At 69.9% G+C, this 24,615-nt stretch carries 23 protein-coding genes; 9 read left to right on the top strand and 14 right to left on the bottom strand.

Going from position 1 to position 24,615, the window contains the following annotated elements; all coding sequences use genetic code 11:
* Genes AWB89_RS12205 through AWB89_RS12195 form a run of 3 tightly spaced genes read right to left on the bottom strand, consistent with a single transcriptional unit; the run spans position 1 to position 3,215 of the window.
* Complete coding sequence (locus AWB89_RS12205; RefSeq protein WP_085173858.1) at positions 1-1,296, bottom strand: acyl-CoA dehydrogenase family protein; 1,296 nt, start codon at positions 1,294-1,296, stop codon at positions 1-3.
* Positions 1,297-2,442, bottom strand: a complete 1,146-nt coding sequence (locus AWB89_RS12200; RefSeq protein WP_085174499.1) for a CaiB/BaiF CoA transferase family protein — start codon at positions 2,440-2,442, stop codon at positions 1,297-1,299. It abuts the gene before it with no gap.
* The gene (locus AWB89_RS12195) at positions 2,439-3,215 is read right to left on the bottom strand and encodes an enoyl-CoA hydratase/isomerase family protein (protein WP_085173856.1); all 777 of its coding nucleotides are present in this window, start codon (positions 3,213-3,215) and stop codon (positions 2,439-2,441) included. The genes AWB89_RS12200 and AWB89_RS12195 overlap by 4 nt, the downstream gene beginning before the upstream one ends.
* A 259-nt stretch (positions 3,216-3,474) precedes the next feature.
* On the opposite strand from AWB89_RS12195, the gene AWB89_RS12190 reads away from it, so the two are divergent.
* Positions 3,475-4,431: an LLM class F420-dependent oxidoreductase gene (locus AWB89_RS12190; protein WP_085093704.1), complete on the top strand. Its 957-nt coding sequence runs from the start codon at positions 3,475-3,477 to the stop codon at positions 4,429-4,431.
* Positions 4,432-4,434: 3 nt separating this feature from the next.
* On the opposite strand, the gene AWB89_RS12185 is transcribed toward AWB89_RS12190, so the two are convergent.
* The 5 genes from AWB89_RS12185 to AWB89_RS12165 all read right to left on the bottom strand — a co-directional run bounded on the left by AWB89_RS12185 (position 4,435) and on the right by AWB89_RS12165 (position 11,173).
* A complete protein-coding gene (locus tag AWB89_RS12185; RefSeq protein WP_085173854.1) occupies positions 4,435-5,262 on the bottom strand; it encodes an oxidoreductase in 828 nt (275 codons plus the stop codon).
* A 24-nt stretch (positions 5,263-5,286) separates the two neighbouring features.
* Positions 5,287-6,804: an Hsp70 family protein gene (locus AWB89_RS12180; protein ID WP_085173852.1), complete on the bottom strand. Its 1,518-nt coding sequence runs from the start codon at positions 6,802-6,804 to the stop codon at positions 5,287-5,289.
* Positions 6,805-6,993: 189 nt separating this feature from the next.
* Positions 6,994-7,224 (bottom strand): hypothetical protein, encoded by a 231-nt coding sequence (locus tag AWB89_RS12175; protein WP_085093710.1) that lies wholly within the window; start codon positions 7,222-7,224, stop codon positions 6,994-6,996.
* Positions 7,225-7,347: 123 nt separating this feature from the next.
* A complete protein-coding gene (locus AWB89_RS12170; RefSeq protein ID WP_085173850.1) occupies positions 7,348-9,591 on the bottom strand; it encodes a carbon starvation CstA family protein in 2,244 nt (747 codons plus the stop codon).
* A gap of 49 nt (positions 9,592-9,640) precedes the next feature.
* Positions 9,641-11,173 carry an ATP-dependent DNA ligase gene (locus AWB89_RS12165; RefSeq protein WP_085174497.1) on the bottom strand — a complete coding sequence of 511 codons (1,533 nt, stop codon included), beginning with the start codon at positions 11,171-11,173 and terminating at the stop codon, positions 9,641-9,643.
* 122 nt (positions 11,174-11,295) lie between these two features.
* Here AWB89_RS12165 and AWB89_RS12160 point away from each other — a divergent pair, with 122 nt between their 5' ends.
* Both AWB89_RS12160 and AWB89_RS12155 read left to right on the top strand, forming a co-directional pair.
* Positions 11,296-12,054: an SDR family NAD(P)-dependent oxidoreductase gene (locus AWB89_RS12160; protein WP_085093714.1), complete on the top strand. Its 759-nt coding sequence runs from the start codon at positions 11,296-11,298 to the stop codon at positions 12,052-12,054.
* A 112-nt stretch (positions 12,055-12,166) separates the two neighbouring features.
* Positions 12,167-14,344, top strand: coding sequence for an acyl-CoA dehydrogenase family protein (locus AWB89_RS12155; protein WP_085173848.1), 2,178 nt, complete (start codon positions 12,167-12,169; stop codon positions 14,342-14,344).
* Positions 14,345-14,352: 8 nt separating this feature from the next.
* On the opposite strand, the gene AWB89_RS12150 is transcribed toward AWB89_RS12155, so the two are convergent.
* Positions 14,353-14,685, bottom strand: coding sequence for a Zn-ribbon domain-containing OB-fold protein (locus AWB89_RS12150; RefSeq protein ID WP_139830472.1), 333 nt, complete (start codon positions 14,683-14,685; stop codon positions 14,353-14,355).
* 57 nt (positions 14,686-14,742) lie between these two features.
* On the opposite strand from AWB89_RS12150, the gene AWB89_RS12145 reads away from it, so the two are divergent.
* From AWB89_RS12145 to AWB89_RS12135, 3 genes are all read left to right on the top strand, one after another.
* Complete coding sequence (locus AWB89_RS12145) at positions 14,743-15,936, top strand: thiolase family protein (protein ID WP_085093720.1); 1,194 nt, start codon at positions 14,743-14,745, stop codon at positions 15,934-15,936.
* A gap of 5 nt (positions 15,937-15,941) precedes the next feature.
* Positions 15,942-17,387 carry a FadR/GntR family transcriptional regulator gene (locus tag AWB89_RS12140; RefSeq protein ID WP_085173846.1) on the top strand — a complete coding sequence of 482 codons (1,446 nt, stop codon included), beginning with the start codon at positions 15,942-15,944 and terminating at the stop codon, positions 17,385-17,387.
* A 107-nt stretch (positions 17,388-17,494) separates the two neighbouring features.
* Positions 17,495-18,499 carry an anti-sigma factor RsbA family regulatory protein gene (locus AWB89_RS12135; protein WP_085173844.1) on the top strand — a complete coding sequence of 335 codons (1,005 nt, stop codon included), beginning with the start codon at positions 17,495-17,497 and terminating at the stop codon, positions 18,497-18,499.
* 5 nt (positions 18,500-18,504) lie between these two features.
* Here AWB89_RS12135 and AWB89_RS27275 read toward each other — a convergent pair whose 3' ends face one another.
* Together AWB89_RS27275 and AWB89_RS27520 are read right to left on the bottom strand one after the other, a co-directional pair.
* Positions 18,505-18,648, bottom strand: coding sequence for a hypothetical protein (locus AWB89_RS27275; protein WP_158089823.1), 144 nt, complete (start codon positions 18,646-18,648; stop codon positions 18,505-18,507).
* A 105-nt stretch (positions 18,649-18,753) separates the two neighbouring features.
* Positions 18,754-18,909 (bottom strand): hypothetical protein, encoded by a 156-nt coding sequence (locus AWB89_RS27520; RefSeq protein ID WP_169716594.1) that lies wholly within the window; start codon positions 18,907-18,909, stop codon positions 18,754-18,756.
* Between the two features lie 346 nt (positions 18,910-19,255).
* Here AWB89_RS27520 and AWB89_RS12130 point away from each other — a divergent pair, with 346 nt between their 5' ends.
* Positions 19,256-19,759 (top strand): 2-isopropylmalate synthase, encoded by a 504-nt coding sequence (locus AWB89_RS12130; RefSeq protein ID WP_085173842.1) that lies wholly within the window; start codon positions 19,256-19,258, stop codon positions 19,757-19,759.
* A 6-nt stretch (positions 19,760-19,765) separates the two neighbouring features.
* Here AWB89_RS12130 and AWB89_RS12125 read toward each other — a convergent pair whose 3' ends face one another.
* Positions 19,766-21,247, bottom strand: coding sequence for a cytochrome P450 (locus AWB89_RS12125; protein WP_085093728.1), 1,482 nt, complete (start codon positions 21,245-21,247; stop codon positions 19,766-19,768).
* Positions 21,248-21,447: 200 nt separating this feature from the next.
* Here AWB89_RS12125 and AWB89_RS12120 point away from each other — a divergent pair, with 200 nt between their 5' ends.
* On the top strand, positions 21,448-22,017 hold the full coding sequence (locus AWB89_RS12120; protein WP_085093875.1) for a TetR/AcrR family transcriptional regulator: 570 nt from the start codon (positions 21,448-21,450) through the stop codon (positions 22,015-22,017).
* An 18-nt stretch (positions 22,018-22,035) separates the two neighbouring features.
* Positions 22,036-22,950: an SDR family oxidoreductase gene (locus AWB89_RS12115; RefSeq protein ID WP_085173840.1), complete on the top strand. Its 915-nt coding sequence runs from the start codon at positions 22,036-22,038 to the stop codon at positions 22,948-22,950.
* Here AWB89_RS12115 and AWB89_RS12110 read toward each other — a convergent pair.
* Together AWB89_RS12110 and AWB89_RS12105 are read right to left on the bottom strand one after the other, a co-directional pair.
* Positions 22,912-23,952: a DNA polymerase IV gene (locus AWB89_RS12110; RefSeq protein WP_174627828.1), complete on the bottom strand. Its 1,041-nt coding sequence runs from the start codon at positions 23,950-23,952 to the stop codon at positions 22,912-22,914. The two genes, AWB89_RS12115 and AWB89_RS12110, sit on opposite strands and share 39 nt — an antisense overlap.
* Positions 23,940-24,542, bottom strand: coding sequence for a TetR/AcrR family transcriptional regulator (locus tag AWB89_RS12105; RefSeq protein WP_085093732.1), 603 nt, complete (start codon positions 24,540-24,542; stop codon positions 23,940-23,942). The genes AWB89_RS12110 and AWB89_RS12105 overlap by 13 nt, the downstream gene beginning before the upstream one ends.
* Between the last annotated feature and the right edge of the window lie 73 nt (positions 24,543-24,615).

Below are 24,615 nucleotides of genomic sequence, written 5' to 3'. Positions count from 1 at the left end.
CTACCCGCGGGGGATGCCCGCCAGCCGGTCGGCGAACTTCGCCTCGGCTGCCGCGCGCAACCGCAGCAGGTGCTCGGAGGGGAACAGGTCCGGCGCCGGCGGGCGGTACTTCAGCAATAGCCGGGCCAGCGTCACCTTGTGCACCTCGGTGGGACCGTCGGCAAGGCCGAGCACGAACGACTCCACCAGGTACTGCACGAACGGCATCTCATGGGTCGTGCCCAGCGACCCGTGCAGCTGCAGCGCCCGCGACGACACGTCGTGCAACACCTTCTGCATCATCGCCTTCACCGCCGAGATGTCGGCGCGCACCGCCTTGTAGTCGTTGAATTGGTCGATCTTCCAAGCGGTTTGCAGGGTCAGCAGCCGGAAGGCCTCGATCTCCATCCACGAGTCGGCGACCATCTCCTGGACCAGTTGCTTGTTGGCCAGCACCTCGCCCTGGGTGTAGCGCGACACCGCCCGCTCGCAGATCATGTCGAAGATGCGCCGCACCAACCCGACCGTGCGCATGGCGTGGTGAATCCGCCCACCGCCCAGTCGGGTTTGGGCCACGACGAAGGCCCCGCCGCGCGGGCCCAGCATGTGGTCCGCGGGCACCCGGACGTTCTCGTAACGGACGTACCCTTCCCGGCCGCCGCCCGCCGGCTGATACCCCAGCCCGACGTCGCGCAGCACGTTGATGCCGGGGGTGTCGCCCGGCACGACGAACATCGAGTATCGCTGGTACGGCGGCGCTTCGGGGTCGGTCATCGCCATCACGATGATGAACGACGCCATCGACGCGAACGAGGAAAACCACTTCTCCCCGTTGATGATCCAGTGATCGCCATCGGGCACGGCGGTGGTGCGGAACACCTTGGGGTCCGCGCCGCCCTGCGGCTCGGTCATCGAGAAGCAGGAGACGATGCGGTTGTCCAGCAGCGGCTCGAGGTAGCGGGCCTTGAGTTCGGGCGTGCCGTAGTGCGCGAGGATTTCGCTGTTGCCCGAATCGGGGGCCTGCGAGCCGAACACGATCGGCGCGCACTCCGAGCGGCCCAGGATCTCGTTGAGCAGGGCCAGCTTCACCTGCCCATAGCCCGGCCCGCCGAGGTGCGGCCCGAGGTGGGTGGCCCACAGGCCGCGCTCCTTGACGATCTCCTGTAGCGGTGGGATGAGGGCCTGGCGCACCGGGTCGCCCAGGTCGTGAGATTCCTTGACGATCAGGTCGATCGGTTCGCACTCGTTGCGGACGAAATCCTCGACCCAGTCCAGTTGCTGCGCCCACTGCGGGTCGGTGGAGAAGTCCCAGGCCATTTAACGTCCCCTCTTGCTCTGTGCCACCACGCCGGAGTCGACGAGTTCGGTGATGGCCTCGGTGTCCAGTCCCAGCTCGCGCAGCAACGCGCGCGTGTGGTCGCCCGGCAGCGCGGGACCCGACGGCGCGGCGGGCCGGCTGCGCGAGAAGCGTGGGGCGGGTGCGGGCTGCGTGACGCCGTCGACCTCGATGAAGGCCCGGCGCGCGGCGGCGTGGGGATGCCGGGGCGCCTCGTTCAGCGAAAGCACCGGCGTCGCACAGCATCCCGGCGAATCGAGGATCCGCTCCCACTCGTCGCGGGTCCGCTCGGCGAAGCGGGCGGCCAGCTCGGCGCGGTGGGCGGCCCAGGTCGCCGGCCGGTCGTCATCCTGGGGCACGTCGACGCCCAGGCGGTCGCACAGCTCGGCGTAGAACTTTCGTTCCATCGCGCCGACGGCCACGTGGCCGCCGTCGGCCGTGGCGTAGACGCCGTAGAAGTGGGCCGCGCCGTCGAGCAGATTGTCCTGCCGATGGTCGCGCCAGGTGCCCGCGGCGACCATCCCGAAGTACGGCGCCATCAGCGTCGCCGCGCCGTCGACCATCGCCACGTCGAGGACCTGGCCCACGCCGGACTGGCGGGCTTCGAGGATCGCGCTGAGCAGCCCCACCGCCAGGAGCATCCCGCCGCCGCCGTAATCCCCGACCAGATTCAATGGGGGAACGGGTGATTCGGCGGTGCCGATGCCGTGCAGGGCTCCGGCCAGGGCGATGTAGTTGATGTCGTGGCCGGCGTTCCCCGCCAGGGGTCCGTCCTGCCCGTAGCCCGTCATCCGGGCGTAGACCAGGCGAGGATTGCGCTCCCGCAAGGCATTCGGCCCGATACCCAGCCGTTCGGCGACGCCGGGGCGAAACACGTCGACGAAGGCGTCGGCGTCGGCGACCAACCGGTGCACCAGCTCGGTGCCCCGGGGGTCTTTGACGTCGGCGGCCAGCGACCGCTGGCTGCGCCGAACCGTGTAGTCGATCGGCAGCGCACCGTCCACCCCCGCGAGGGCATCGACGCGAACCACGTCGGCGCCCAAGTCCCCCAACAACATTCCGCAAAAGGGTGCCGGACCCAGGCCGCCCATCATCACGATGCGCACGCCGTTCAGCGGGCCGGTCACCGTGACCACTTCTCGCGGCGCTCGGCCGCTTCCTTGGTCGCGTGCGCGATCACCTGGTTGCGGTTCTCCAGCTCGAGCGCCGCGGGCAGGCTCGCCGCGTCGGTGTTAACCTGCAGCGCGCGCTTGGTGAGTTGCACGCCGAGCGGGGCGAGGCCGGCGATCAGCGACGCCAACTCGAGGGCCCGGTCGACCAACCGATCGGGTTCGACGACCTCACTGACCAGCCCTCGCCGATCGGCTTCGCCGGCCGACACCGTGCGTCCGGTGAGCATCCAGTCGGCCGCGACGCTGGTGCCGACGATGCGGGGGAGGTGGTAGCTCATGCCCATCTCGGCGCCCGACAGCCCCAGCAGGATGGCCCCGTTGCCGAACGAGGCGCCCGCCGAACAGATTCGGATGTCGGCGGCCAGGCACAGCGCGAACCCGGCACCGACGCACGGGCCGTTGACCGCGGCGATGACGGGCTGCGGCACTTCCCGGATGCGTGCGGCGAGCGCGGCCATGCCCTCCTGGAAGCGCATCCGATCCAGGGCCGGGGCGGTCGCCTCGGGGACGCTGGGCCCGAAGTCGCGCACGTCGATCCCGGCGCAAAAGCCGCGGCCGGCGCCGGTGAGCACGACGGCGCGCACCGACGAGTCGTCCGCCAAATCGCCGAGGGCTCCGGCCAATTCGGCTTGCATGGCCTCGTTGATGGCGTTGAGCCGCTCCGGGCGGCTCAGCCGCACGACGACGACGCCGTCGCGGGGGCGCTCGAGTTCCAGCGTGTGGGGCACCCACCGATCGTAAAGCGTCTCTCGGTTCCGAAGAATAATCTTCTCCTAAATGGCGAAGGGGTTCTCGCGATGCTGGCTTTCACATGCGCCACATTGGCCCCGCCGCGGGAAGATATGGGCTTTGTGCCCGCCTCACAGCGACAAACGCGGCTCGTTGTCGCTCTGAGGCGGGCACAACGGATGGTCCCTGCGATTTCGTGACTGGTGTGGCAGGAGTGTCGCGGCGCATAAGCCACCGCGTACCGGGTAGCCCGTCGCCATGACCAAGTTCGGATACTTCCTTTCCTGCGAGCAGTTCGGCCCCAAGGAACTGGTGGACCAGGCCAAACGGGCGGAGGCGGCCGGATTCGACGCGCTGTGGATCTCCGATCACTTTCACCCGTGGAACGACGAGCAGGGCCAGAGCCCGTTCGTGTGGGGCGTGATCGGCGCGCTGTCGGAGGCCACCTCGCTGCCGGTGAGCACGGCCGTCACCTGCCCGACCGTGCGCACGCATCCGGCGATCATCGCGCACGCGTCGGCCACCGCCGCCGTGCAGCTCGACGGCCGCTTCGTCCTCGGGGTGGGCAGCGGCGAGGCGCTCAACGAGCACATCCTCGGCGACAGCTGGCCGTCGGTGGCGGTGCGCCAGGAAATGCTGGAGGAGGCGGTCGACGTCATCCGGTTGCTGCACCGCGGCGACGAGGTGAGCCACCACGGCAAGCACTACGAGGTCCAAGAAGCGCGCATCTACACGCGGCCCGAACGGCCGGTGCCGATCTACGTTTCCGGGTTCGGACCGCAGGGCGCGGAGCTGGCCGGGCGCATCGGCGACGGCTACGTGCTGGCGATGCCCGAGGCGGACCTGGTCAAGGCGTTCCGGGAATCCGGCGGGGGCGACAAGCCGGTGCAGGCCGGCACCAAGGTGAGTTGGGACGCCGACGCCGACGCCGCGCTGAAGGTGGCGCACCGGTTGTGGGGCAACGAGGGGCTGCCCGGGCAGACCTCGCAGATCTTGCCGCGGCCCAAGGACTTTGCCGCGCTCATGTCGCTGGTGCCACCGGAGAAGGTCGCCGAGAGCGTCGCGTGCGGGCCGGACCCGGACAAGCACATCGCGCAGGTGCGCCAGTACCTCGACGCCGACATCGACGAGGTCTACGTGCAGCAGATCGGCCCGGACATGGACGGGTTCTTCGCGGCGTGGGAACGCGACGTGCTGCCCGCGGTGCGCGGCTGAGCCCTAGTCGAAATTGGTGCCGCTGGTCACCGCTTCCCATTTCGCGATCTCGCCGGCGCGCGCGTCAGCGACATGGCGGTACAGGGCCAGGGCGTCGGGGCCCAGCAACAGGAACCCGGGCGGCTCGCTTGACTCGACGGCCGCGATGATCGCCGCGGCGGCCTTGGCGGGGTCGCCGGCCTGGTTGCCGTGCATGGTGTCGTTTTCCTTGCGCCGCTGCCCGGCGGTGGCGGCGTAGTCGTCGATGACCTCGGCCGACTGCGCAAGCGAGCGACCGGCGAAGTCGGTGCGAAAGGCGCCGGGCTCGACGACCGTCACCGAGATGCCCAGCGGCGCGAGCTCGCCGCGCAGGGCGCCGCTGATGCCCTCGATCGCCGCCTTGGCCGCCGCGTAGTACCCGGATCCCACCGGCGTCACCGTCGCGCCGATCGAGGAGATGTTGACGATCGCGCCGCTGCGGCGCGCCCGCATGCCGGGCAGCACCGCCTTGATCATCGCGACCGTGCCGAAGAAGTGCGTCTCGAACAACTCGCGGACCTCGGCGTCGTCGCCCTCTTCGACGGCGGCGCGGTAGCCGTAGCCGGCGTTGTTGACCAGGACGTCGAGGCCGCCGAACCGCTCGTGGCCCCGCCGCACGGCGGAGGTGACCTGCGCGGGCTTGGTGACGTCGAGGGCGACCGCCAGCACCCGATCGGGAGTGGCCTCGGCCAGGTCGGTGACCTTCGCGACGTCGCGCGCGGTGACGACGGCGTTGTGGCCGGCGGCGATGACGGCCTCGGCGAGCGCGCGGCCCAGGCCCGTCGAGCAGCCGGTGATCAGCCAGGTGGACATCGTTGTCTCCGTTCGTGGTTCGGCCTACGACGCCGCCGCGCAGCGCTCCAGCCGGAAGGTGCGCTTGAAACCGGCGGGGTGCGTCGTCAGCGTCACCTCGACGGCGCCGCTGGGGGCGACCACGTAGCGTTCCTCGACGTCGGGGCCGTCGCTCCAGCGGCCGACCGGTTGCCGGCCCAGGTCGTCCCGGTCGTAGAGGGCCGGGTCGAAGGGAAACAGGACCGGGTCGTAGGGCGTCACGTCGCCGTCGGGGCGCCCGTCGACCAGGCGGCTGCACTCGACGAAGCGGAAGTGCCCGATGTTGTGCGCCGCCCGGTAGGTCCGCCGCACGACCAGCGGGGAGTCCCCGGGCAGCGAGGCGTCCTTCGGCACGATCGGGTCGAACACCACGTCGGAGCCGGCCTGCGCCTCCCGGAACACCCCGAAGTGCCGCGAAAAGCGTTCGGACAACGCGAAACCCGCCTCCTTGTCCAGGAAGACCGCCAGGCCGATGGCCGTCGCGGCGAACGGGTGCGGCGAGCGCTTCACCCGCTTCTCGCCGAATGCGGTGCGCAGCATCCGCGAAACCAGCGGGAAGCCGCCGGCCCCGCCCACCACGTAGATGCCCGCCACCTCCGACCACGCCACGCCCCTGCCGGGAGCGGGGGCGCGCAGGACGCGGTGCAGCAGCTCGGTCGTGTGGTCGACGAGCGGCGCGCAGACGGAGTAGACGTCGTCGATGCCGCAGGAGAACGGGGGCCGGTCGACCGCGTCGACGCCGGTGAGGTCCACCAGGAATCGGCGCGTCTGCGGCCCCACGGCCTCCTTGCGGGCGGCGCACTCCTCCCGCAGCAGCTCGCGGGTGGCCGGATCGACCGTCCGCAGGTTCAGCCGGGCCAGGACGAGGTCCGCGATCGCCTCGTCGAAGTCGTCGCCGCCGAGGCGTTGAATGCCTTCGCTGATCACGACCTCGTTCTCGTGCCCGGTCATCCGCAGCAGCGACGCGTCGAACGTGCCGCCGCCGAGGTCGTAGACGAGGACGTACTCGCGTTTGGCGGTGATGGTGGAGCGGTACCGGTGGGCGTACTCCAGGCTGGCGGCCGACGGCTCGTTCAGCAGCGCGACGACGTGAAAACCCGCCGCGACGAACGCGTCGAGCGTCAGCAGCCGCTGGGCGCTGGAGGCGTTGGCGGGCACGCTGATGGCCGCCTCGATGGTCTCGCCCGGCGCCAGGGTGGCATTGGAGCGATGCTGCAGGTCGCGTCTCAGCTGGGCCAGAAAGCCGGTGAGGAGGTCGGCCAGCCGATGGTCGCGGCCGGCGAGGTTCAGCTCGGTCTGCGGTCCGGCCTCGTTGAGGAGGCGTTTGAACGACCGCAGCACCGACCAGCCCGGCTCGTGGCGCACGGCGGCCGCCTCCACCCCGTATCGCAGCTCCCCGTCGGCGTTCGCGGCGATGAGCGAGGGCCAGGCGTCCAGTCCGTCGAACGAGATGACCGGATAATTACCCCGATCGACGGCCGCAACGACGGTGTGGGTGGTGCCAAAGTCGATGCCGACCCTCATTCCGCACAATTCTAGGAGGCTGCACGGGATTTCGGCACGAACTTTTTCCTCGGGCGCGCCGCCCGGGCGGGGGCGGTCAGTCCTCGAAATGACGGATGTAGTCGCTGCGCTCCAGCCACCACTGCAGGCTGTAGATCCCCTTCGCGATCATCACCATCAACATCGCGGACGCAAGTGCGACGACAACGTTCATAATCTTTCCATTTCGCGTGCCATGAGGGCGTTCTCGAGGAATCCGTAACGCTTCGGGTAGTGCCGCCGCTGCGGGTCCGTCTTGCGGTGCGCCCCCAGGGCGGCGGCGGTGCCGAACAACACCTGCTGCGTGCTGATCAGTACCTCGGTGGATGTCGCCTCCACCGGCGGCGCGGCCGGCGGCTGCCGGTTGATGGGCTCGTCGAGGCCCGTGGGTGATCCCAACATCGTCTACCTCTTCTCCGCTGTGGCGCCTTGACCGGGCAAGCGGTGGTTGGCGCACCAACCGTAAGGTCGACGAACGCCCCGTGGGATGCGTAGTTGACTACCTGTGTTGCGCGGGGCGCGCGATTAACCGCCCGGGGCCGGGACCGCGTCCCATTGCTTTTGCAACTCCCGCTCGGCCGGCGTGGGGATCAGGCCGGACGGCGCGAACCGTTTCGAGGGCACCGGCTCGTCTTCGGTCAGCGGCCGGCCGCCGCCGCGAATTGCCTTGACGGCGACCACAACCCCGGCCGCGAACACGATCACGACGACCAACGCGAAGAGGATCGACAGGGTGCCCTGGATGAAGGTGTTGCGGATGACCTCGTCGAGCTGGTGGGCGTTCTTGGCCGCACCGTATGCCGTCTTGCCCGCGTTTCGTGCCGCCAGGTAGCGCGCGTGCTGGGTCCAGTAGCCGACCGCGGGATCCCCGGAGAAGATCTTCTGCCACGACGCGGTCAGCGTGACGGCCAGGTCCCACAGCAGCGGCGCTCCCGGGATCCACGCCCACCTCAGCAGGCCCTTCTTGATGACGACCACGGTGACGACGGTCAGCGCGATGGCCGCCAGCAGCTGGTTGGCGATACCGAACAGCGGGAACAGCGTGTTGATGCCGCCCAGCGGGTCGGTCACACCCATCAGCAGTGTGCTGCCCCACGCGGCGACCACGGCCAGGCTGCAGATCCATACGCCGGGGCGCCAGCTCGGGTTTCGCAGCTTGGCCAGCGGGCCACCGAAGTTGCCCAGCGTGTCGGAGAGCATGAAGCGGTTGACCCGGGTCCCGGCGTCGACGGTGGTCAGGATGAACAGCGCCTCGAACATGATCGCGAAGTGATACCAGAACGCCTTGAACCCGGCGCCGCCGAACACCCGCTGCAGCACCTCGGCCATGCCGAGCGCCAGCGTCGGCGCCCCGCCGGTGCGCGACACGATCGACTTCTCGCCGACGTCAGCGGCGGCCCGGCTGATCTGGTCGGCGGTGGCCGGCGCGCCGGACAGGCCGAGTGAGTTGACGTAGTCCGCGGCGCTGGCCGCGGTGCCGCCGGTCTGCGCCGCCGGCGCGTTGAGGGTGAAGTACAGGTGCTGGTTGATGATCGACGCGGTGATCAGCGCCATGACGGCGACGAACGACTCGGTGATCATGCCGCCGTAGCCGATCACCCGCATCTGGCCTTCCTTCTCCAGCATCTTCGGCGTCGTTCCCGACGAGATCAGCGAGTGAAATCCCGACAGCGCGCCGCACGCGATGGTGATGAACAGGAACGGGAACAGCGAGCCGGCGAACACCGGGCCGTTGCCCCGGGTGGCGAAGTGCGAGATCGCGGGTGCCTGCATTTCCGGCCGCGCGATGACGATGCCCAGCGCGATCAGCCCGATGGCGCCGACCTTCATGAACGTCGACAGGTAGTCGCGCGGCGCGAGCAGCAGCCACACCGGCAGCACCGACGCGGCGAGGCCGTAGACGATCAGGCACCAGCACAGCGCCACCGGCGACAGCGTGAACCAGGATGCGCCCCAGGACGTTTCGGCGACCCAGTTGCCCGACACCACGGCGAGCAGCAGCAGCGCGAAGCCGATGACGGACACTTCCGATACCCGCCCGGGCCGCAGGAACCGCAGGTAAGCGCCCATGAACAGGGCGATGGGGATGGTCATGGCGATCGAGAACACCCCCCACGGGCTCTTGGCCAGCGCCTGCACCACGATCATTGCCAGCACCGCGATCAGGATCACCATGATGACGAGCACGCCGAGCAGGGCGGCGGCCCCGCCCACCAGGCCCAGCTCGTCGCGGGCCATCTGGCCCAGGGAACGGCCCCGGCGCCGGGTGGAGATCCACAGCACCAGGTAGTCCTGGACGCAGCCGCCGAACACCGCGCCGATGACGATCCAGATCGCGCCCGGCAGGTAGCCCATCTGGGTCGCCAGCACGGGGCCCACCAGCGGCCCGGCCCCGGCGATGGCGGCGAAATGATGGCCGAACAGCACGCGCCGGTCGGTCGGCACGTAGTCGCTGCCGTCGTCGAGAACCTCGGCGGGCGTGGCGTGCTCGTCGCGCGGCCGCACGATCTTCATCTCGACCAACCGGGCGTAGAACCGGTAGCCGATGATGTACGTGCAGATCGCCGCGACCACGAACCAGACCGCGTTGACCGTCTCGCCGCGAACGAGCGCGATGATCGCCCAGGCGACCGCGCCGACGACCGCGATCACGGCGAAGGCGATCTTGTGCCGGGTGGTGATGGGGGAGCGGTCGATGATGGCGACCGGCGGCAGGTGTTCGAGGGTGCGGATGAAGCTGACGTCTTTGTCACGCTCTTCGACTGTCACGGCGGAAACCCTACGCGCGCAACCATGACAATGCGTGTTGCAGCGTGTTTTAGTACAGCGCGCGGACGGCGTCGATGGTGTCGGCGTCGGCCGGGCCCTTGTCGTCGCGGTAGCGCACCACGCGGGCGAACCGCAGCGCCAGCCCGCCCGGATACCGCGACGACTTCTGCACGCCGTCCAGGGCGATCTCGACCACCTGCTCGGGACGGACCCGGACCACGTACTCGTCCGTGCCGCCGACCGCGAGCTCGCCGAATCGGGCGGTCTGCCAGTCCAGCATGGCGTCGGTCATTCCCTTGAAAGTCTTTCCCACCATGACGAATTCGCCGGTGGCGGGATCCCTCGCGCCGAGGTGGATGTTGGAGAGCTTGCCGCGACGGCGCCCCGAGCCCCACTCCACGGCGAGCACCACCAGGTCCAGGGTGTGCACCGGCTTGACCTTGAGCCAGCCCGCCCCGCGCCGGCCCGCGAGATACGGCGCGTCGGGCGCCTTGGCCATCACCCCCTCGTGGCCGGCGGCCAGCGTCGCGTCCAGGAAGCGGGCGGCCTCCGCGGGGTCCGACGTCGTCAGCCGGTCGACCCGCTGCGCGGGCGGCACCAGCGCGTCCAGGGCGGCCAGCCGGTCGGTGGTCGGCGCGTCCAGCAGGTCGGCGCCGTCGCGGTGCAGGACGTCGAAGAAGAACACCGAAAGCCGTTGGGCCGCAACGGCCTGAGCCACGTCGACGGACCGGCCGAATCGCGAGGCGGTGACCTGGAAGCGGTGTGGCCGGTTGTCGGGCCGCAGCGCGATCGCCTCGGCGTCGGCGATCAGGTCGGTGACCGGCAGCGCCAGCGTCGCCTCGACCACCTCGGGCAGCCGCGCCGTGACGTCGTCGAGGCTGCGGGTGTAGACGGTGACGTCCTCGCCGGCCCGGTGGATCTGCACGCGCGCGCCGTCCAGCTTCGCCTCGAAAATCGTTGTGCCGTCGTGGCGTTCGATCGCGTCGGCCACGCCGGTCGCGGTCTGGGCCAGCATCGGGCTGACCGGCCGGCCCACCCGCAGGGTGAACGCGTCGAGCGCCGCGGCCGAGCCGGACAGGGCGGCCGCCGCCACCGCCGGCAGATCCCCGCCCAGCATCGCGGCACGCTGCACCGCCGCGAGGGGTATTCCGGCGGCCTTGGCGACGGCGTCGGCCATGATCCCGGCCAGCGCCCCCTGGCGCAGCTCGCCGCCGAGCAGGCGCACCAAAAAGGCCTGCTCGGTTTCGGTCGCCGCGGCGAACAAGGCGTCGAGGAGCTCGGCCCGCCGCGCCTGCGACCCCTTGCCCGACACCGCCCCGATCTCGGCGAACGCGGCGTCGACTCCCGCCACGGTCAGCGTCGCGGGCTCGGGCGCCGGCGGCGGCCGGGAGCGCAACGACGCCCAGCCGACGCCGATCTGGCGTTGGCGCAGCTCGCCCGAGAGCCACGAGACGATGATCGCGACGGTCTCGGGGTCGGGGGCGGCGCGGCGCAGTAGCTCGGCGATGTGGCCGATCTTCGTCAGCCGCGACGACGTCCCGCCGACATTAAGCGACGTGCTTGCGACGTCGAGGAGGAGCACGCAACTCAGCTTGGCATGGCCCTTGAACAAGGCGGGGTCAACCCCGTTGGGCGGACACGCTAGCGTGCCTAGGAAACGTTACAAATTTCAGGGATTCTGACAAGCCTAACGAGGAGGTCCGGATGGAGATCAACGGCAAGAAGGTCGTCGTCATCGGCGGCGCGTCGGGGATGGGTCGCGCCAGCGCCGAACTGTTGCACGAACGCGGCGCGGACGTCGCCATACTCGACCGCGAGGGCTCCGACGGCAAGACCGTCGCCGAGGCCGTCAGCGGCTCGTTCTACCCGGTCGACGTCACCGACTTCACGGGAACCGAGGAGACGCTGCAGACCGCGGTCGACAAGCTCGGCGGCCTGCACGTCGTCATCACCACGGCCGGCGGCGGGATCGCCAAGCGGACCATGACCAAGTCCGGTCCGCACGACCTGGAGTCCTTCCAGTCCGTCATCGACCTCAACCTCATCGCCACCTTCAACATCAGCCGGCTGGCGGCCGCCCACATGGCCCAGAACGAGCCCGAGGACGAAGAGCGCGGCGTCATCATCAACACCGCGTCGATCGCGGCGTTCGAGGGCCAGATCGGCCAGGTCGCCTACACCGCCGCCAAGGCGGGCATCGCCGGGATGTGCCTGACCATGGCGCGTGACCTGGGTTCGCTGGGCATCCGCGTGCTGGCGATCGCGCCGAGCCTGTTCGCCACGGGATTGACCCAGGGCATTCCGGATGAATTCGCGGCGGCGCTGACCAAGGACGCGGCCTTCCCGAAACGCCTGGGCCGGCCCGAGGAGTACGCGAAGCTGGTGGCGGCCATCGTGGACAACCCGATGCTCAACGGCCAGTGCCTGCGGCTGGACGCCGGGCAGCGCTTCGCGCCGAAGTAGGCACCCCCGCCGAGGCCCGCGCGGGGAATAAGTACACTCTTTAGGCAGCCGCCCCGCTCCCCCTCGGAGCGGGGCAGGCAGTCACCCCCGGCAGCGGCGCGAGGAGGCCCTCATGGGTATCGCACTGACCGACGACCATCGCGAACTCGCCGAGGTAGCCCGCGCGTTCCTGACCGCGCAGAAGGCGCGCTGGGCCGCCCGGTCGCTGCTCGACGCGACCGACGAACCCCGGCCCCCGTTCTGGCACAACCTGGTGGAGCTGGGCTGGCTGGGGTTGCACATCGACGAGGAACACGGCGGCTCGGGCTACGGGCTGCCCGAACTCGTCGTGGTCGTCGAGGAACTCGGCCGCGCGGTGGCGCCGGGGCCGTTCGTGCCGACCGTGATCGCCTCGGCCGTGGTCGCGAAAGACGGCACGCCCGAGCAGAAGTCGCGGCTGCTGCCCGGGCTGATCGACGGCACCGTCACCGCGGGGATCGGCCTGGCAGGCGATGTCCGGGTCTCCGACGGCGTGGCGAACGGCAGCGCCGGCATCGTGCTGGGCGCCGGGCTGGCCGACCTGCTGGTGATCGCCGCCGGTGACGACCTGCTGCTGGTGGAACGCGGCCGGTCCGGTGTCTCGGTGGACGTGCCCGACAACCTCGACCCGACCCGGCGGTCGGGACGCGTCCGCCTGGACGACGTCGGCATCGGTTCCGGCGACATCGTGCCGGGGGCGCGGGAGTCGGCGCTGGCCCGCGCCCGCACGCTGCTGGCCGCCGAGGCGGTGGGCGGGGCCTCCGACTGTGTGGAGGCCGCCGTCGACTACGCCAAGGTGCGCCAGCAGTTCGGCCGCACCATCGCGACTTTCCAAGCCGTCAAGCATCATTGCGCCAACATGCTGGTGGCGTCGGAGTCGGCGACCGCCGCGGTGTGGGACGCCTCGCGCGCGGCGGCGGAGGACTCCTCAGAGGACGAAGCCCAGTTTCGCCTCATCGCCGCCGTGGCCGCGGCGCTGGCCTTCCCGGCGTATGCGCGCAACGCCGAGATGAACATTCAGGTGCACGGCGGCATCGGCTTCACCTGGGAGCACGACGCCCATCTGCACCTGCGCCGGGCGCTGGTGACCACGGCACTGTTCGGCGGCGACGGCCCGGCCGCCGACGTCTTCGAACGCACCGCGGCCGGCGCCGTGCGCGAGAACAGCCTGGACCTGCCGCCCGAGGCCGAAGAGCTGCGCACCCAGATCCACGCCGACGCCGCCGAAATCGCCGCCCTGGACAAGCAGGCGCAGCGCGACAAGCTCATCGAAACCGGCTACGTGATGCCGCACTGGCCCAAGCCCTGGGGCCGCGGCGCCGACGCGGTGGAGCAGCTGGTGATCGAGGAGGAGTTCCGCGCCGCGGGCATCAAGCGGCCCGACTACGGCATCACCGGATGGGTGATCCTGACCCTGATCCAGCACGGAACGCCTTGGCAGATCGAAAGATTCGTGGAGAAGGCGCTGCGCAAGGACGAGATCTGGTGCCAGCTGTTCTCCGAGCCGGACGCGGGATCCGACGCGGCGTCCATCAAGACCCGCGCCACCCGCGTCGACGGCGGCTGGAAGATCAACGGGCAGAAGGTGTGGACCAGTGGGGCGCACTACTGCGCGCGGGGGCTGGCCACCGTGCGCACCGACCCGGAGGCGCCGAAGCACGCCGGCATCACCACGGTGATCGTCGACATGAAGGCGCCCGAGGTCGAGGTGCGGCCGCTGCGGCAGATCACCGGCGGCTCGGATTTCAACGAGGTGTTCTTCAACGACCTGTTCGTTCCCGACGAGGACGTCGTCGGCGAGCCGAACACCGGGTGGACGGTCGCTCGCGCCACGCTCGGCAACGAGCGCGTCAGCATCGGCGGCAGCGGCTCGTTCTACGAGGGCCTGGCGGACATGCTGATCGAACTGGTCGGCCAGCGCCCGGATCAATTGGCGGGGGCCAAGATTCGCGTGGGTAACTACCTGGCCGACGACCACGCGCTGCGGCTGCTGAACCTGCGCCGCGTCGCCCGCAGCGTCGAAGGGGCGGGCCCGGGACCGGAAGGCAACGTCACCAAACTGAAGCTGGCCGAACACATGGTGGACGGCGCCGCGATCTCGGCGGCGCTGCTGGGGCCCGAGGTCGCGCTCGGCGACGGGCAGGGCGCGCTGGCCAGTCGGATGATCATGGGGGCGCGCGGCATGTCGATCGCCGGCGGCACCTCGGAGGTCACCCGCAATCAGATCGCCGAGCGGATCCTCGGCATGCCGCGCGACCCGCTGATCAACTAGGCCGGTTGTCAGGCCGGCGCGAATTGGGGCGCGCCGGCGCCGCCCTTCTCGGGCTGGATCTCGACGGGCATCCCGCAGGTCACCGAATCGGGGTCACAGCCAACGATATTGGCCGCCACCCGCAGCCCGCTCTGTTCGGCGAGCTCCACGATCGCGATCACATACGGGGTTGGGATGTCGGGGTTGTACGGGTGGTGATTGACCGTGTAGGTGAACACCGTGCCGCGGCCCGATACCGGTCGCGACACCAGCGGGGCGCCGCAGTCGCGGCATTCGCCGGCCGCCGGGTGGACCCAGCGCGCGCACGTGTCGCAGTGTTCGATGAGCAGCTGGCCTGACACGCCCAATACAGTACACTCTATTGATTCGGTGCGGGTGGCGGTTGACGGGCGGTGCGTATGACGTATTTCGAAAAGGACGCGATCTTGTCCGGCATCGGCATCTCGCGAATAGGCCGTCGCACCGGCATTCCCGGCCTGGAGCTGACTATGGAGGCGGTGCGGGCGGCCATCGAGGACGCCGGCCTGGCGCCCGCGGACGTCGACGGGATCGCCACCCTCGGTGACACGCCGGCCGCGGACGTCAACACCGAACTGCGCATCGAGGCCGCCGACTGCGGTTCCGGCTTCGGCACCGGCGGGCTGCTGAGCCCGGTGATGTCGGCGTGCCGCGCGGTCGCCGAGCGGCGGGCCCGCCATGTGGTCGTGTACCGGACGATCCAGATGCTCGGCGGCACGGTGCCGGTCAAGCGGGAGGAGAACGCGCCCGCCCAGCCGCTGGCGCGGATGTTCGAAACACCCGAGGGCGCGCCGCGCCCGGCCGTCGGCGCCATGGATGACGTCAACGATCTGGTTGCGGCGCATGCCTATTCGGCGGCGAACTGGCTGGCGCTGAACTGCCGCCGGCACATGGAGCTGTACGGGACCACCAAGGAACAGCTGGGCTGGCTGGCGCTCAACGGCAGGCGCAACGCCGCGCTGAATCCGCTCGCCGTCTACCGCGAACCGATGACCATGGCCGACTACCTGGGCGCGCGCCTGGTGTCCACGCCGTTCGGCCTCTTGGATTGCGATGTCCCGATCGACGGCTCGATCGCGGTGGTGGTATCACACGCCCAATACGCCCGCGACTGCCCGCACCGCGCGGTGGCGGTGGAGGCGATCGGCGGATCCGACGGTGCCGGCGGCTGGTTTCATCGCGCCGACTACCCCAAGATGGCGATGTCGGACGCGACCGCCCAGATGTGGTCGCGGACGCAGTTGACGCCGGCCGACCTCGAGGTCGCCGAGTTGTACGACGGCTTCACGTATCTCACCCTGGCCTGGCTGGAAGCCCTCGGGGTGTGCGGCGACGGGGAGGGTGGGCCGTTCGTCGAGGGCGGCACGCGGATCGCCCGCGACGGCCGGCTGCCGCTCAACACCTACGGCGGCCAGCTGTCGGCCGGGCGCATGCACGGCTACTGGGCCCTGCACGAAGGATGCCTGCAGCTGCGGGGCGAGGCGGGCGAGCGCCAGGTGTCGAAACGCCCCGAGGTCGGCGTGGTGTCGGTGGGCGGCGGGCCCGTCGCCGGCTGCATGTTGCTGACTTGCTGAGATAGATTGTGGCACAGCGCGATTCCGGTTCGACGGACAAGCTCGCCGCTCAGATCGCCCGCCACATCGAGGCGGACGTCGTTCGTCGCGGCTGGCCCGTCGGTGAATCGCTGGGCTCCGAGCAGGCCCTGCAACGGCGCTATGGCGTCAGCCGATCGGTGCTGCGGGAGGCCGTTCGCCTCGTCGAACACCATCAGGTGGCCCGGATGCGCCGCGGCCCGGGCGGCGGGCTGCTGATCTGCGAGCCGGACGCCGGCCCCGCGACCCGCGCCGTCGTCATCTATCTCGAGTACGTGGGCACCACGCTCGTCGACCTGCTCAACGCGCGCCTGGTGCTCGAGCCGTTGGCGGCCTCGCTGGCCGCGGAGCGCATCGACGAAGTGGGCATCGACCGCCTGCGCGCGGTGTTGCGCGCGGAGCAGCACTGGCGCCCGGGACAGCCGGCGCCGCGCGATGAGTTCCACATCGCGCTGGCGGAGCAGTCCAAGAGCCCGGTGCTGCAACTGTTCATCGACATCCTGATCAGGCTCACCACCCGCTACGCCCTTGCGTCGCGGACCGACTCGGAAACCGAGGCCATCGAGGCGGTCGACCACATGCACAAGCACCACGCAGAGATCGTCGCCGCCGTCACCGCCGGCGACGCGGCGCGGGCCAGGTCGCTGTCCGAGCGGCACGTCGAAGCGGTGACCGCCTGGCTGCAGCGGCATCACCCCGGCGGCAAGGGCCGCCCGCGCGCGCGGCGCCGGCGGCTCGACGGCGATGCGCCGCGGGGCAAGCTCGCCGAGATGCTGGCGGCCACCATCGGCGACGAGATCGTCGACGGCGGCTGGCAGCCCGGTTCGGTTTTCGGAACCGAGACCGCCCTGGTGGAGCGCTACCGGGTGAGCCGCGCGGTGTTCCGGGAAGCGGTGCGGCTACTCGAATATCACTCCGTCGCCCAGATGCGCCGCGGACCCGGCGGCGGGCTGATCGTCACCCGCCCCCGGGCCGAGGCGAGCATCGAAACCATCGCGCTGTACCTGCAGTACCGCAAGCCCACCGGCGAGGACCTGCGCAGCGTCCGCGATGCGATCGAGATCGACAACGTCGCCAGGGTCGTCAAGCGGCGCACCGAATCCGGGGTGGCCGCCTTCCTGGACGCGCACCGGGGCGTTCCCGAGGGCAGCGCGCGCGAGGCGACCGAGGCCATGGGCGACGAGGTCCGGTTCCACCTCGGCCTGGCGCGGCTGGCCGGCAACGCGCTGCTCGACCTGTTCCTGCGGATCATCATCGAGCTGTTTCGCCGGCACTGGTCCAGCACCGGGCAGGCCCAGCCCACGTGGGAGGACGTGGCGGCCGTCGAGCACGCCCATGTGCGAATCCTGCAGGCGATCAAGGCCGGTGACGACAGCCTCGCCCGTTACCGCATCCGTCGTCATCTGGACGCCGCCGCCTCCTGGTGGTTGTAGGACCCGACGCGCGCGGTTGCGATCCGTTCGTTTGCATATCGAAGGTCCTTATCGGGTATGGGGAGGGGGAACGTTTTGGGGGCCGGTCCAGCAGGGGGTTGGCAGTAGTGATCGACAGCGACAGCGCTGGAATGCGGGAAGGCCTGAGGGGGACGCAAGCCGGCCACGCGGGTTTCGTCCATTCCGCGCTTCTTTACCGTTCGCAGCGGGACTATTTGGACTCGGCGGTGCGCTTCGTGCTCGACGGCCTGGCGGCCGATGAGGCGGTTCTGGTGGCGATGCCCGGCGATCAGCTGGGGCCCTTGCACGACGCCCTGTCCGGGTCGGTGGGCGGATTCACGGCCGAATTGCGCATGGCCGACATCGCCGAGGTCGGCCGCAACCCGAGCCGGTTCATGGCCATGGAGGGTTCCTTCGTCGACGAGCACCCCGACCGGCGGGTGCGGATCTTGAGCCAGCTCGCCTGGCCGGGCCGTCGCGACGCCGAGTTCGTCGCGTGCGTGGAGCACGAGGCGCTGGTCAACGAGGCGCTCGACGGCTACCCGGTGGCGAAGTTGTGCCTGTACGACGCGAGCCGGCTCGACGACGAGCTGCTGGCCGAGGCCCGCGCCACCCACCCCTTTCTGTGGAACCGCGGCGCGCTGCAGCGCAGCGCCGAGTACGCGCCCGGCGACGCCCTGGCGCGCTGCAACCGGCCGCTGCAGGCGAACCCGGGGGCCGTCACGTACACGGTCAGAAAGTCCGCAGATTTGAGCCCGGCCCGGTCGTTCGCCGTCAACTACGCCGGCTGGGTGGGCATGTCGCAGGACGGCATCGACGATCTGCAGCTGATCGCGACGGAGCTGGCCAGCAACAGCCTGATGTATACCGACGGGGCCTGTCGGCTGGCCTTCTGGCGCCAAGACGAGCATATGGTGTGCGAGGCCCGCGACACCGGACGGTTCGACGACCCGCTGGTGGGACGCCTGGACCCGGGCCCCACCGCCCCCGCCAGTCGCGGCCTGTACCTGGTCAACGCCCTATCCGATCTGGTGCGCACGCACACCACGTCGGCCGGGACGACGATCCAGGCCTACCTTCGGTTCGACCAGTCGGCGGGACCCAACGGCTGACCGAGCTATTGAGTGGTGACCGTCCCGCCGCCGCGGGGGAGTTGCACCGGGTGCAGTGACGCCGCGCAGCCCGTCGCCGTGATGGCGAACGTGGCGATCAGCGCGCCCGCCACCGCTATCCGCGCCCTGTTTTTGCTTTTCTCGCTCACGACCGTGCCTTTCATTGAGACGCCGTATGCCGCCGCACCGATTCGCGTGTTCGGACGAAATTGTGGCGGTCCAATAATCGTGTAATTGGTGTTCGCTGCCGCGGTTTATCGACCGGGGGCCGGCAGGGTCGCCGGTGGCGTCAGGAACGTGCCGGGGTTGTGGGTCGCGCAGCCCGCGGCCAACACGGCGAATAGCGCGGCCAGTGCCGCGGCGAGCAGCCGGGCCGGGTGAATTCGTCTGCCAGTTTTCTTGATGTTCATCCGTGGCGCCTTTCGTTTGCTGGAAGCCCGTATTCGGGGACACCACTGCCTCCAGATGTTATCGCTGTCACCGCAGTATCGATACGTTTCGCGTTATTCGTGGAACGACGGTGCGGGCACCGTCGTGATGGTCCGCGAAAGCGCTTGTCCGGCAAGGGCGCACTCGGTCGCGCGAAATGAATTTGCGTTGCCGGCGCCCGGGCGTCTATCGTCGCGCTCGTGCGTCTTCTTCAGCGTGCCGTAGTAGCCAGCACCCGCAGCGGGGTCTGATCCCAGACCGACCCCCCGCTGTGGGTCGGAAGCTACTACCGTCGGTCGCCCCTCTCGATCAGAGAAGACCGAAACCATGGCCTTATCCCAATCCCGTTTCTCCCCGGCGCCCGAGCGTCCGGCGGCCGCGTGGTTCGCCCACCACTTCGGCGCCGACTTGCCGCGCGGTCTTCGGGAGGAGGCCGACGCGCTGTCCTGGGAGGCCTTCGTCGCCACCTACGGCCAAGGCGCCGGCCCGGTGCGGCTGGGGCACTTCGCCTGCACCGACACCGAGCGGCCGGCCGGGCGGCTCGGCCCGCAGGCCCGCAACTATCGGGCCACCATCGCCGTCGGCGATCAGCTCAGCACCTGTACGGCCGCCGCCAGCGGTCCGATCGCCGCGCTCACCGCGATGCTGCACGACCTCGCGATCACGGTGGAGACGTTGAGGTTTCACCAGCTGCGCTCCGACGGCGCCACCACGACATTCATCCACGGCAGCAACGGGATTCGCGCGCAGTGGGCGATGGGCTGGTCACAGGATCCGACCCAGGCCGCGCTGCGCGCGGTGATCGCCTGCTCCAACCGGCTGGTGACCTGAGGGCCGTCAGAGCGGGCGCAGCATGATCGGCATGCCGTCCTTCGGCACCGGCATGCCGCCGTAGTCCCACTCGGCCTGGTATCCCGGGCGCGGCAACTCGAGCCGATACTTGCGCAGCAGGCGGTGCAGGATCGTCTTGATCTCCAACTGGCCGAACACCATTCCGATGCACTTGTGGGCGCCGCCGCCGAAGGGTGTGAACGCGTAGCGGTGCCGCTTGTGCTCGTTGCGCGGCTCGGTGAACCGCTCCGGGTCGAATTTCATTGGTTCCGTCCACAATTCGGGCAGCCGGTGATTCATGCCGGGGTAGGCGATGACGTTGGTGCCCTTCGGGATGTAGTAGCCCAGCAGGTCGGTGTCGCGCACGGTCTGGCGCATGGCCCACTGCACCGGCGTGACCAGCCGGATCGACTCGTTCATCACCAGGTCGAGCGACTCCAGCTTCTCCAGCGAATCGATGTCGAGCGGCCCGTCGCCGAGCCGGTCCGATTCCTCGCGGCAGCGCTGCTGCCACTCCGGGTGCGCGGCCAGCTGGTAGGCCATCGTGGTGACCGTCGACGTCGACGTGTCGTGCGCGGCCATCATCAGGAAGATCATGTGGTTGACGATGTCCTCGTCGGAGAACTTGTTGCCGTCCTCGTCCTCGGTCTCGCACAACACGGACAACAGGTCGGTGCCCGGGTTCGCGCGCTGTTCCTTGACCCGCTCGCGGAAGTAGTTCTCCAGCAGCTCGCGCGCCTTGAGGCCGCGCCACCAGGTGAACGGCGGCACGGAAGTGCGGATGATCGCGTTGCCCGCCCGCGTGGTGATCGCGAACGCCTTGTTGACCTTGGTCACCAGCTCGTGGTCGGTGCCCGGCTCGTGGCCCATGAACACCATGGACGCGATGTCGAGCGTCAGCTCCTTCATCGCCGGGTAGAGCAGAAACCGGGCGTCATTGGCCACCCAGTCGTTCGAGATCGTCTGGGAGACCACGGTGTCCATCTGCTCGACGTAGCTGGCCAGCCGCGAGCGGACGAACGCCTCCTGCATGATCCGCCGGTGAAACAGGTGCTCCTCGAAGTCCAGCAGCATCAGGCCGCGGTGGAAGAACGGTCCGATCACCGGCACCCAGCCCTGCTGCGAATAGTCCTTGTTGCGGTTGGAGTAGATGACCTGGGCGGCGTCGGGGCCCAGGGCGGCGATGCCCGGAAGGACCGGCGAGTCGCCGAAGATCACGGGCCCCTTGGTCTGGTACATGTGCAGCAAGTAGTCCGGCCCGCCGCGCAGCATCTCGATGATGTGGCCGATGACCGGCAGGCCGGCGTCGCCGACGGCGGCCTTGAGCCCGCTGCCCGGCGGCGGCTCGGCGAGTTTCCGCTCCGGGAATTGCGTGTTCAGCAGCCTGCGCTCGACCAGCCCCATGCCGGGAAAGTTGTTGATCGACGGAGTGAATCGGCGCCGCGCCTGATCGAGCAGGTAGTGCGGGGTGCTGATGGTGGCGGCCATTGAGGCTCCTTTGCGCTCCTGTGCAGGCCCGGGGACGGGTGACAGCGGTCACTGATTCATACCTTCGGGAAAAACTTGACGGCTGTCAAGTTTGCTTTTCCGACGGCGTGGTGCAAGGTCGGGGGGTGAGCAGTGCCGCCAATTCGCAGCCGGGCGAACCGGGCGCGCGCCGGCGGGGGGACAAGCACCGGCAGGCGATCATGCAGGCGGTGCGCGACCTGCTCGAGGAAAAGCCGTTCGCGGAGCTGTCGGTCAGCACCATCAGCGAGCGGGCCGGCGTGGCCCGGTCCGGCTTCTACTTCTACTTCGATTCCAAGTACTCGGTGCTGGCCCAGATCGTGGCCGACGCGACCGAGGAACTCGAGGAGCTCACCCAGTATTTCGCCCCCCGCCAGCCCGGCGAGTCGCCCGAGCAGTTCGCCAAGCGGATGGTCCGCAGCGCCGCCGCGGTGTACGCGCACAACGACCCGGTGATGACGGCCTGCAACGTGGCCCGCTACACCGACATCGAGATTCGCGACATCCTCGAGCGGCAGTTCGAGGTGGTGCTCCGCCAGATCGCGGACGTCGTCGACGCCGAGATGAAGGCCGGCACCGCCAACCCGATCAGCGACGACATCCCCACCCTGGTGCGCACCCTCGCGGGCACCACCTCACTGGTGCTGACGGGCGACTCGATCCTGGTCGGGCCCGAGGACGACGTGGAGCGCCGGGTGCGCGTGCTCGAGCAGCTGTGGCTGCATTCGCTGTGGGGCGGCGCCCAGAACTGACCCGGTAGGGTCACGGCCATGGCACTGGGGTTTTCGAGGCCTTCCGGGGGATATTTCAGCGGCAAGCGGTGTCTGGTCACGGGCGCGGCCAGCGGCATCGGGCGCGCGACCGCCCTGCGGCTGGCGGCCGGTGGCGCCGAACTGTATCTGACCGACCGCAACGCCGCGGGCCTCGAGTCGACGGTGGCCGACGCCCAGGCGCTCGGCGCGCGGGTGCCCGTCCACCGCGCCCTCGACATCTCCGACTACGGCCAGGTGGCGGCGTTCGCCGCCGACATCCACGCGGACCACCCGAGCATGGACGTGGTGCTGAACATCGCCGGCGTGTCGGCGTGGGGCACCGTCGACCGCCTCACCCACGAGCAGTGGAGCAAGATGATCGCGATCAACCTGATGGGTCCGATCCACGTCATCGAGACGTTCGTCCCGCCGATGGTGGCGGCCGGGCGCGGCGGCCATCTGGTCAACGTGTCGTCGGCGGCCGGGCTGGTCGCGTTGCCGTGGCACGCCGCCTACAGCGCGAGCAAGTTCGGGCTGCGTGGGCTGTCGGAGGTGCTGCGTTTCGACCTGGCGCGCCAGCGCATCGGGGTGTCGGTCGTGGTGCCGGGCGCGGTGAAGACGCCGTTGGTGGACACGGTCGAGATCGCCGGCGTCGACCGCGAGGACCCCGGCGTCGCCCGCTGGGTGGACCGCTTCAGCGGTCATGCCGTGTCGCCCGAGCGGGCGGCCGAGAAGATCCTGGCCGGCCTCGCCAAGAACCGGTACCTCATCTACACGTCGCCGGACATCCGCGCGTTGTACGCGTTCAAGCGGCTGGCGTGGTGGCCCTACAGCGTGGCGATGCGCCAGGTCAACGTGATCTTCACGCGCGCGCTGAAGCCCGCCCCGGCTCCGCTAGCCGGGCATCGCCAGCTCGAGTCGCACCCCGAGTAGCCGAACCGGGCGGTCCAGCTCGAAGAGGTCCAGGACGCGCAGGGCGGCGTCGGTGATGGTCTGCGCGTCGGTGGTGGGCGCGGCCAGCTTGCGGATTTTCGTGCGCGTGTAGAAGGTGGCGGTCCGCACCGTGACGGCGACGCGGGTGACGATGCGCCCGCCGGCCAGCACGTCGTCCAGCGCCTGGCGCGCCAAAGCCGTTACCGCCGTGTCCATTTCGGCGCGATCGGTCAGGTCGCGCGGAAAGGTAACGACGTGGCTGCGGGAGCGCGGGACCCACGGCTCGGCGCTGACCTCGGTGTCGCCGCCGCCCTTGGCCAGCAGCAGCAGCCACAGGCCGGTGCGCGGGCCGAACGTCGAGGTCAGCAGCTCCGCGTCGCTGTGGGCGAGCTCCCGCACCGTGGTGATGCCCAGGGCCGCAAGCTTTTTCGCCGTCTTCGGGCCGACGCCCCACAGCGCGTCGACCGGGCGCTCGGCCATCACCGTCATCCAGTTGGCGTCGGTGAGCGCGAAGACGCCGGCCGGTTTGCCGAAGCCGGTGGCGACCTTGGCCCGCTGCTTGTTGTCGCTGATGCCGACCGAGCAGGACAGCCCGGTTTCCGACGAGATGACCGTGCGGATCTGCTCGGCGACCTCGACGGGGTCGGCGCCTGTCACGCCGACATACGCCTCGTCCCAGCCCCATACCTCGACCGGGTGCCCCAGGTCGCGCAGCAGCCCCATCACCTCGTCGGACGCGGCGTCGTAGGCGGGCGGATCCGACGGCAGGAAGGTGGCGTCCGGGCAGCGGCGGGCGGCCGTGCGCAACGGCATGCCCGCGTGCACCCCGAATTCGCGGGCCTCATAGGAGGCGCAGGTGACCACCTTGCGGGGTTCGGCCGGATCGCCGCTGCCGCCGACGATGACGGGCAGCCCGGCCAGTTCCGGGTGGCGGCGCAGCTCGACCGACGCCAGAAACTGGTCGAGGTCGACGTGCAGGACCCAGGTCGTCACCGTCCGCACAGCTTGCGCGCCAGGCTTTCCCACGCGTCCCCCAAAGTGTCCAGGGTGTGGCCGCCTTCGTTGAGGCGATGCTCGACGTAATCCGGATCGAGCAGGGCCAGCAGCGCGTCGGTCTGGACGCCCAGGTTGCCGGTGGTGTGCGCCGCGGCCAGCAGCAGCCGCACGTGGGTGCGCAGCACCGTGGCGGGGGCGTTGTAGCGGTTCTGCGGATCGCGGTTGGCCTCCGACAGCAGCGCGTGGTGGGTGTGCACGAAGCGGATCCGCTCGCGGCCGAACGCCACCAGGCGGTCCAGCGGCGGGGCATCGGGCCCCAGCGGCGGGGGGCCGAACAGGAAGGCCTGCTGGCTGGCGCGTTCGTCCTCGTCGAGCAGCACCATCATCAGGCCGGCGCGGCTGCCGAACCGGCGGAACAGGGTCCCTTTGCCCACGCCCGCGGCCGCGGCGACGTCGTCCATGGTGACGGCGTCGGCGCCGCGCTCGGCGACCAGCTCCCGGGCGGCCCGCAGTAACAACGCGCGGTTGCGCGCCGCGTCGCCCCGCTCCTGGGGCACGGACACTCCCAACTCGCCCAGCGGCTCGACGGCGCTCACCCCTGCACTTTAACGCCGCCGGAATAAACCGGACTAGAGTCCGGTTTGGGCATGCGAGGATGGACCAACGACC

The sequence above is a fragment of the Mycobacterium paraense genome, from assembly GCF_002101815.1.
GTDB classification, from domain to species: domain Bacteria; phylum Actinomycetota; class Actinomycetes; order Mycobacteriales; family Mycobacteriaceae; genus Mycobacterium; species Mycobacterium paraense.
The sequence above is the reverse complement of the archived record's forward strand: the minus strand, read 5'-3'. Positions and strand labels throughout refer to the sequence as shown.

Excerpts from the sequence above, each read along its gene's own strand:
- AWB89_RS12205 (WP_085173858.1), bottom strand. The coding sequence starts at position 1,296 with ATGGCCTGGGACTTCTCCACCGACCCGCAGTGGGCGCAGCAACTGGAC.
- AWB89_RS12190 (WP_085093704.1), top strand. The coding sequence starts at position 3,475 with ATGACCAAGTTCGGATACTTCCTTTCCTGCGAGCAGTTCGGCCCCAAG.
- AWB89_RS12185 (WP_085173854.1), bottom strand. The coding sequence starts at position 5,262 with ATGTCCACCTGGCTGATCACCGGCTGCTCGACGGGCCTGGGCCGCGCG.
- AWB89_RS12180 (WP_085173852.1), bottom strand. The coding sequence starts at position 6,804 with ATGAGGGTCGGCATCGACTTTGGCACCACCCACACCGTCGTTGCGGCC.
- AWB89_RS12175 (WP_085093710.1), bottom strand. The coding sequence starts at position 7,224 with ATGTTGGGATCACCCACGGGCCTCGACGAGCCCATCAACCGGCAGCCG.
- AWB89_RS12160 (WP_085093714.1), top strand. The coding sequence starts at position 11,296 with ATGGAGATCAACGGCAAGAAGGTCGTCGTCATCGGCGGCGCGTCGGGG.
- AWB89_RS12155 (WP_085173848.1), top strand. The coding sequence starts at position 12,167 with ATGGGTATCGCACTGACCGACGACCATCGCGAACTCGCCGAGGTAGCC.
- AWB89_RS12145 (WP_085093720.1), top strand. The coding sequence starts at position 14,743 with ATGACGTATTTCGAAAAGGACGCGATCTTGTCCGGCATCGGCATCTCG.
- AWB89_RS27520 (WP_169716594.1), bottom strand. The coding sequence starts at position 18,909 with ATGAACATCAAGAAAACTGGCAGACGAATTCACCCGGCCCGGCTGCTC.
- AWB89_RS12130 (WP_085173842.1), top strand. The coding sequence starts at position 19,256 with ATGGCCTTATCCCAATCCCGTTTCTCCCCGGCGCCCGAGCGTCCGGCG.
- AWB89_RS12125 (WP_085093728.1), bottom strand. The coding sequence starts at position 21,247 with ATGGCCGCCACCATCAGCACCCCGCACTACCTGCTCGATCAGGCGCGG.
- AWB89_RS12120 (WP_085093875.1), top strand. The coding sequence starts at position 21,448 with ATGCAGGCGGTGCGCGACCTGCTCGAGGAAAAGCCGTTCGCGGAGCTG.
- AWB89_RS12115 (WP_085173840.1), top strand. The coding sequence starts at position 22,036 with ATGGCACTGGGGTTTTCGAGGCCTTCCGGGGGATATTTCAGCGGCAAG.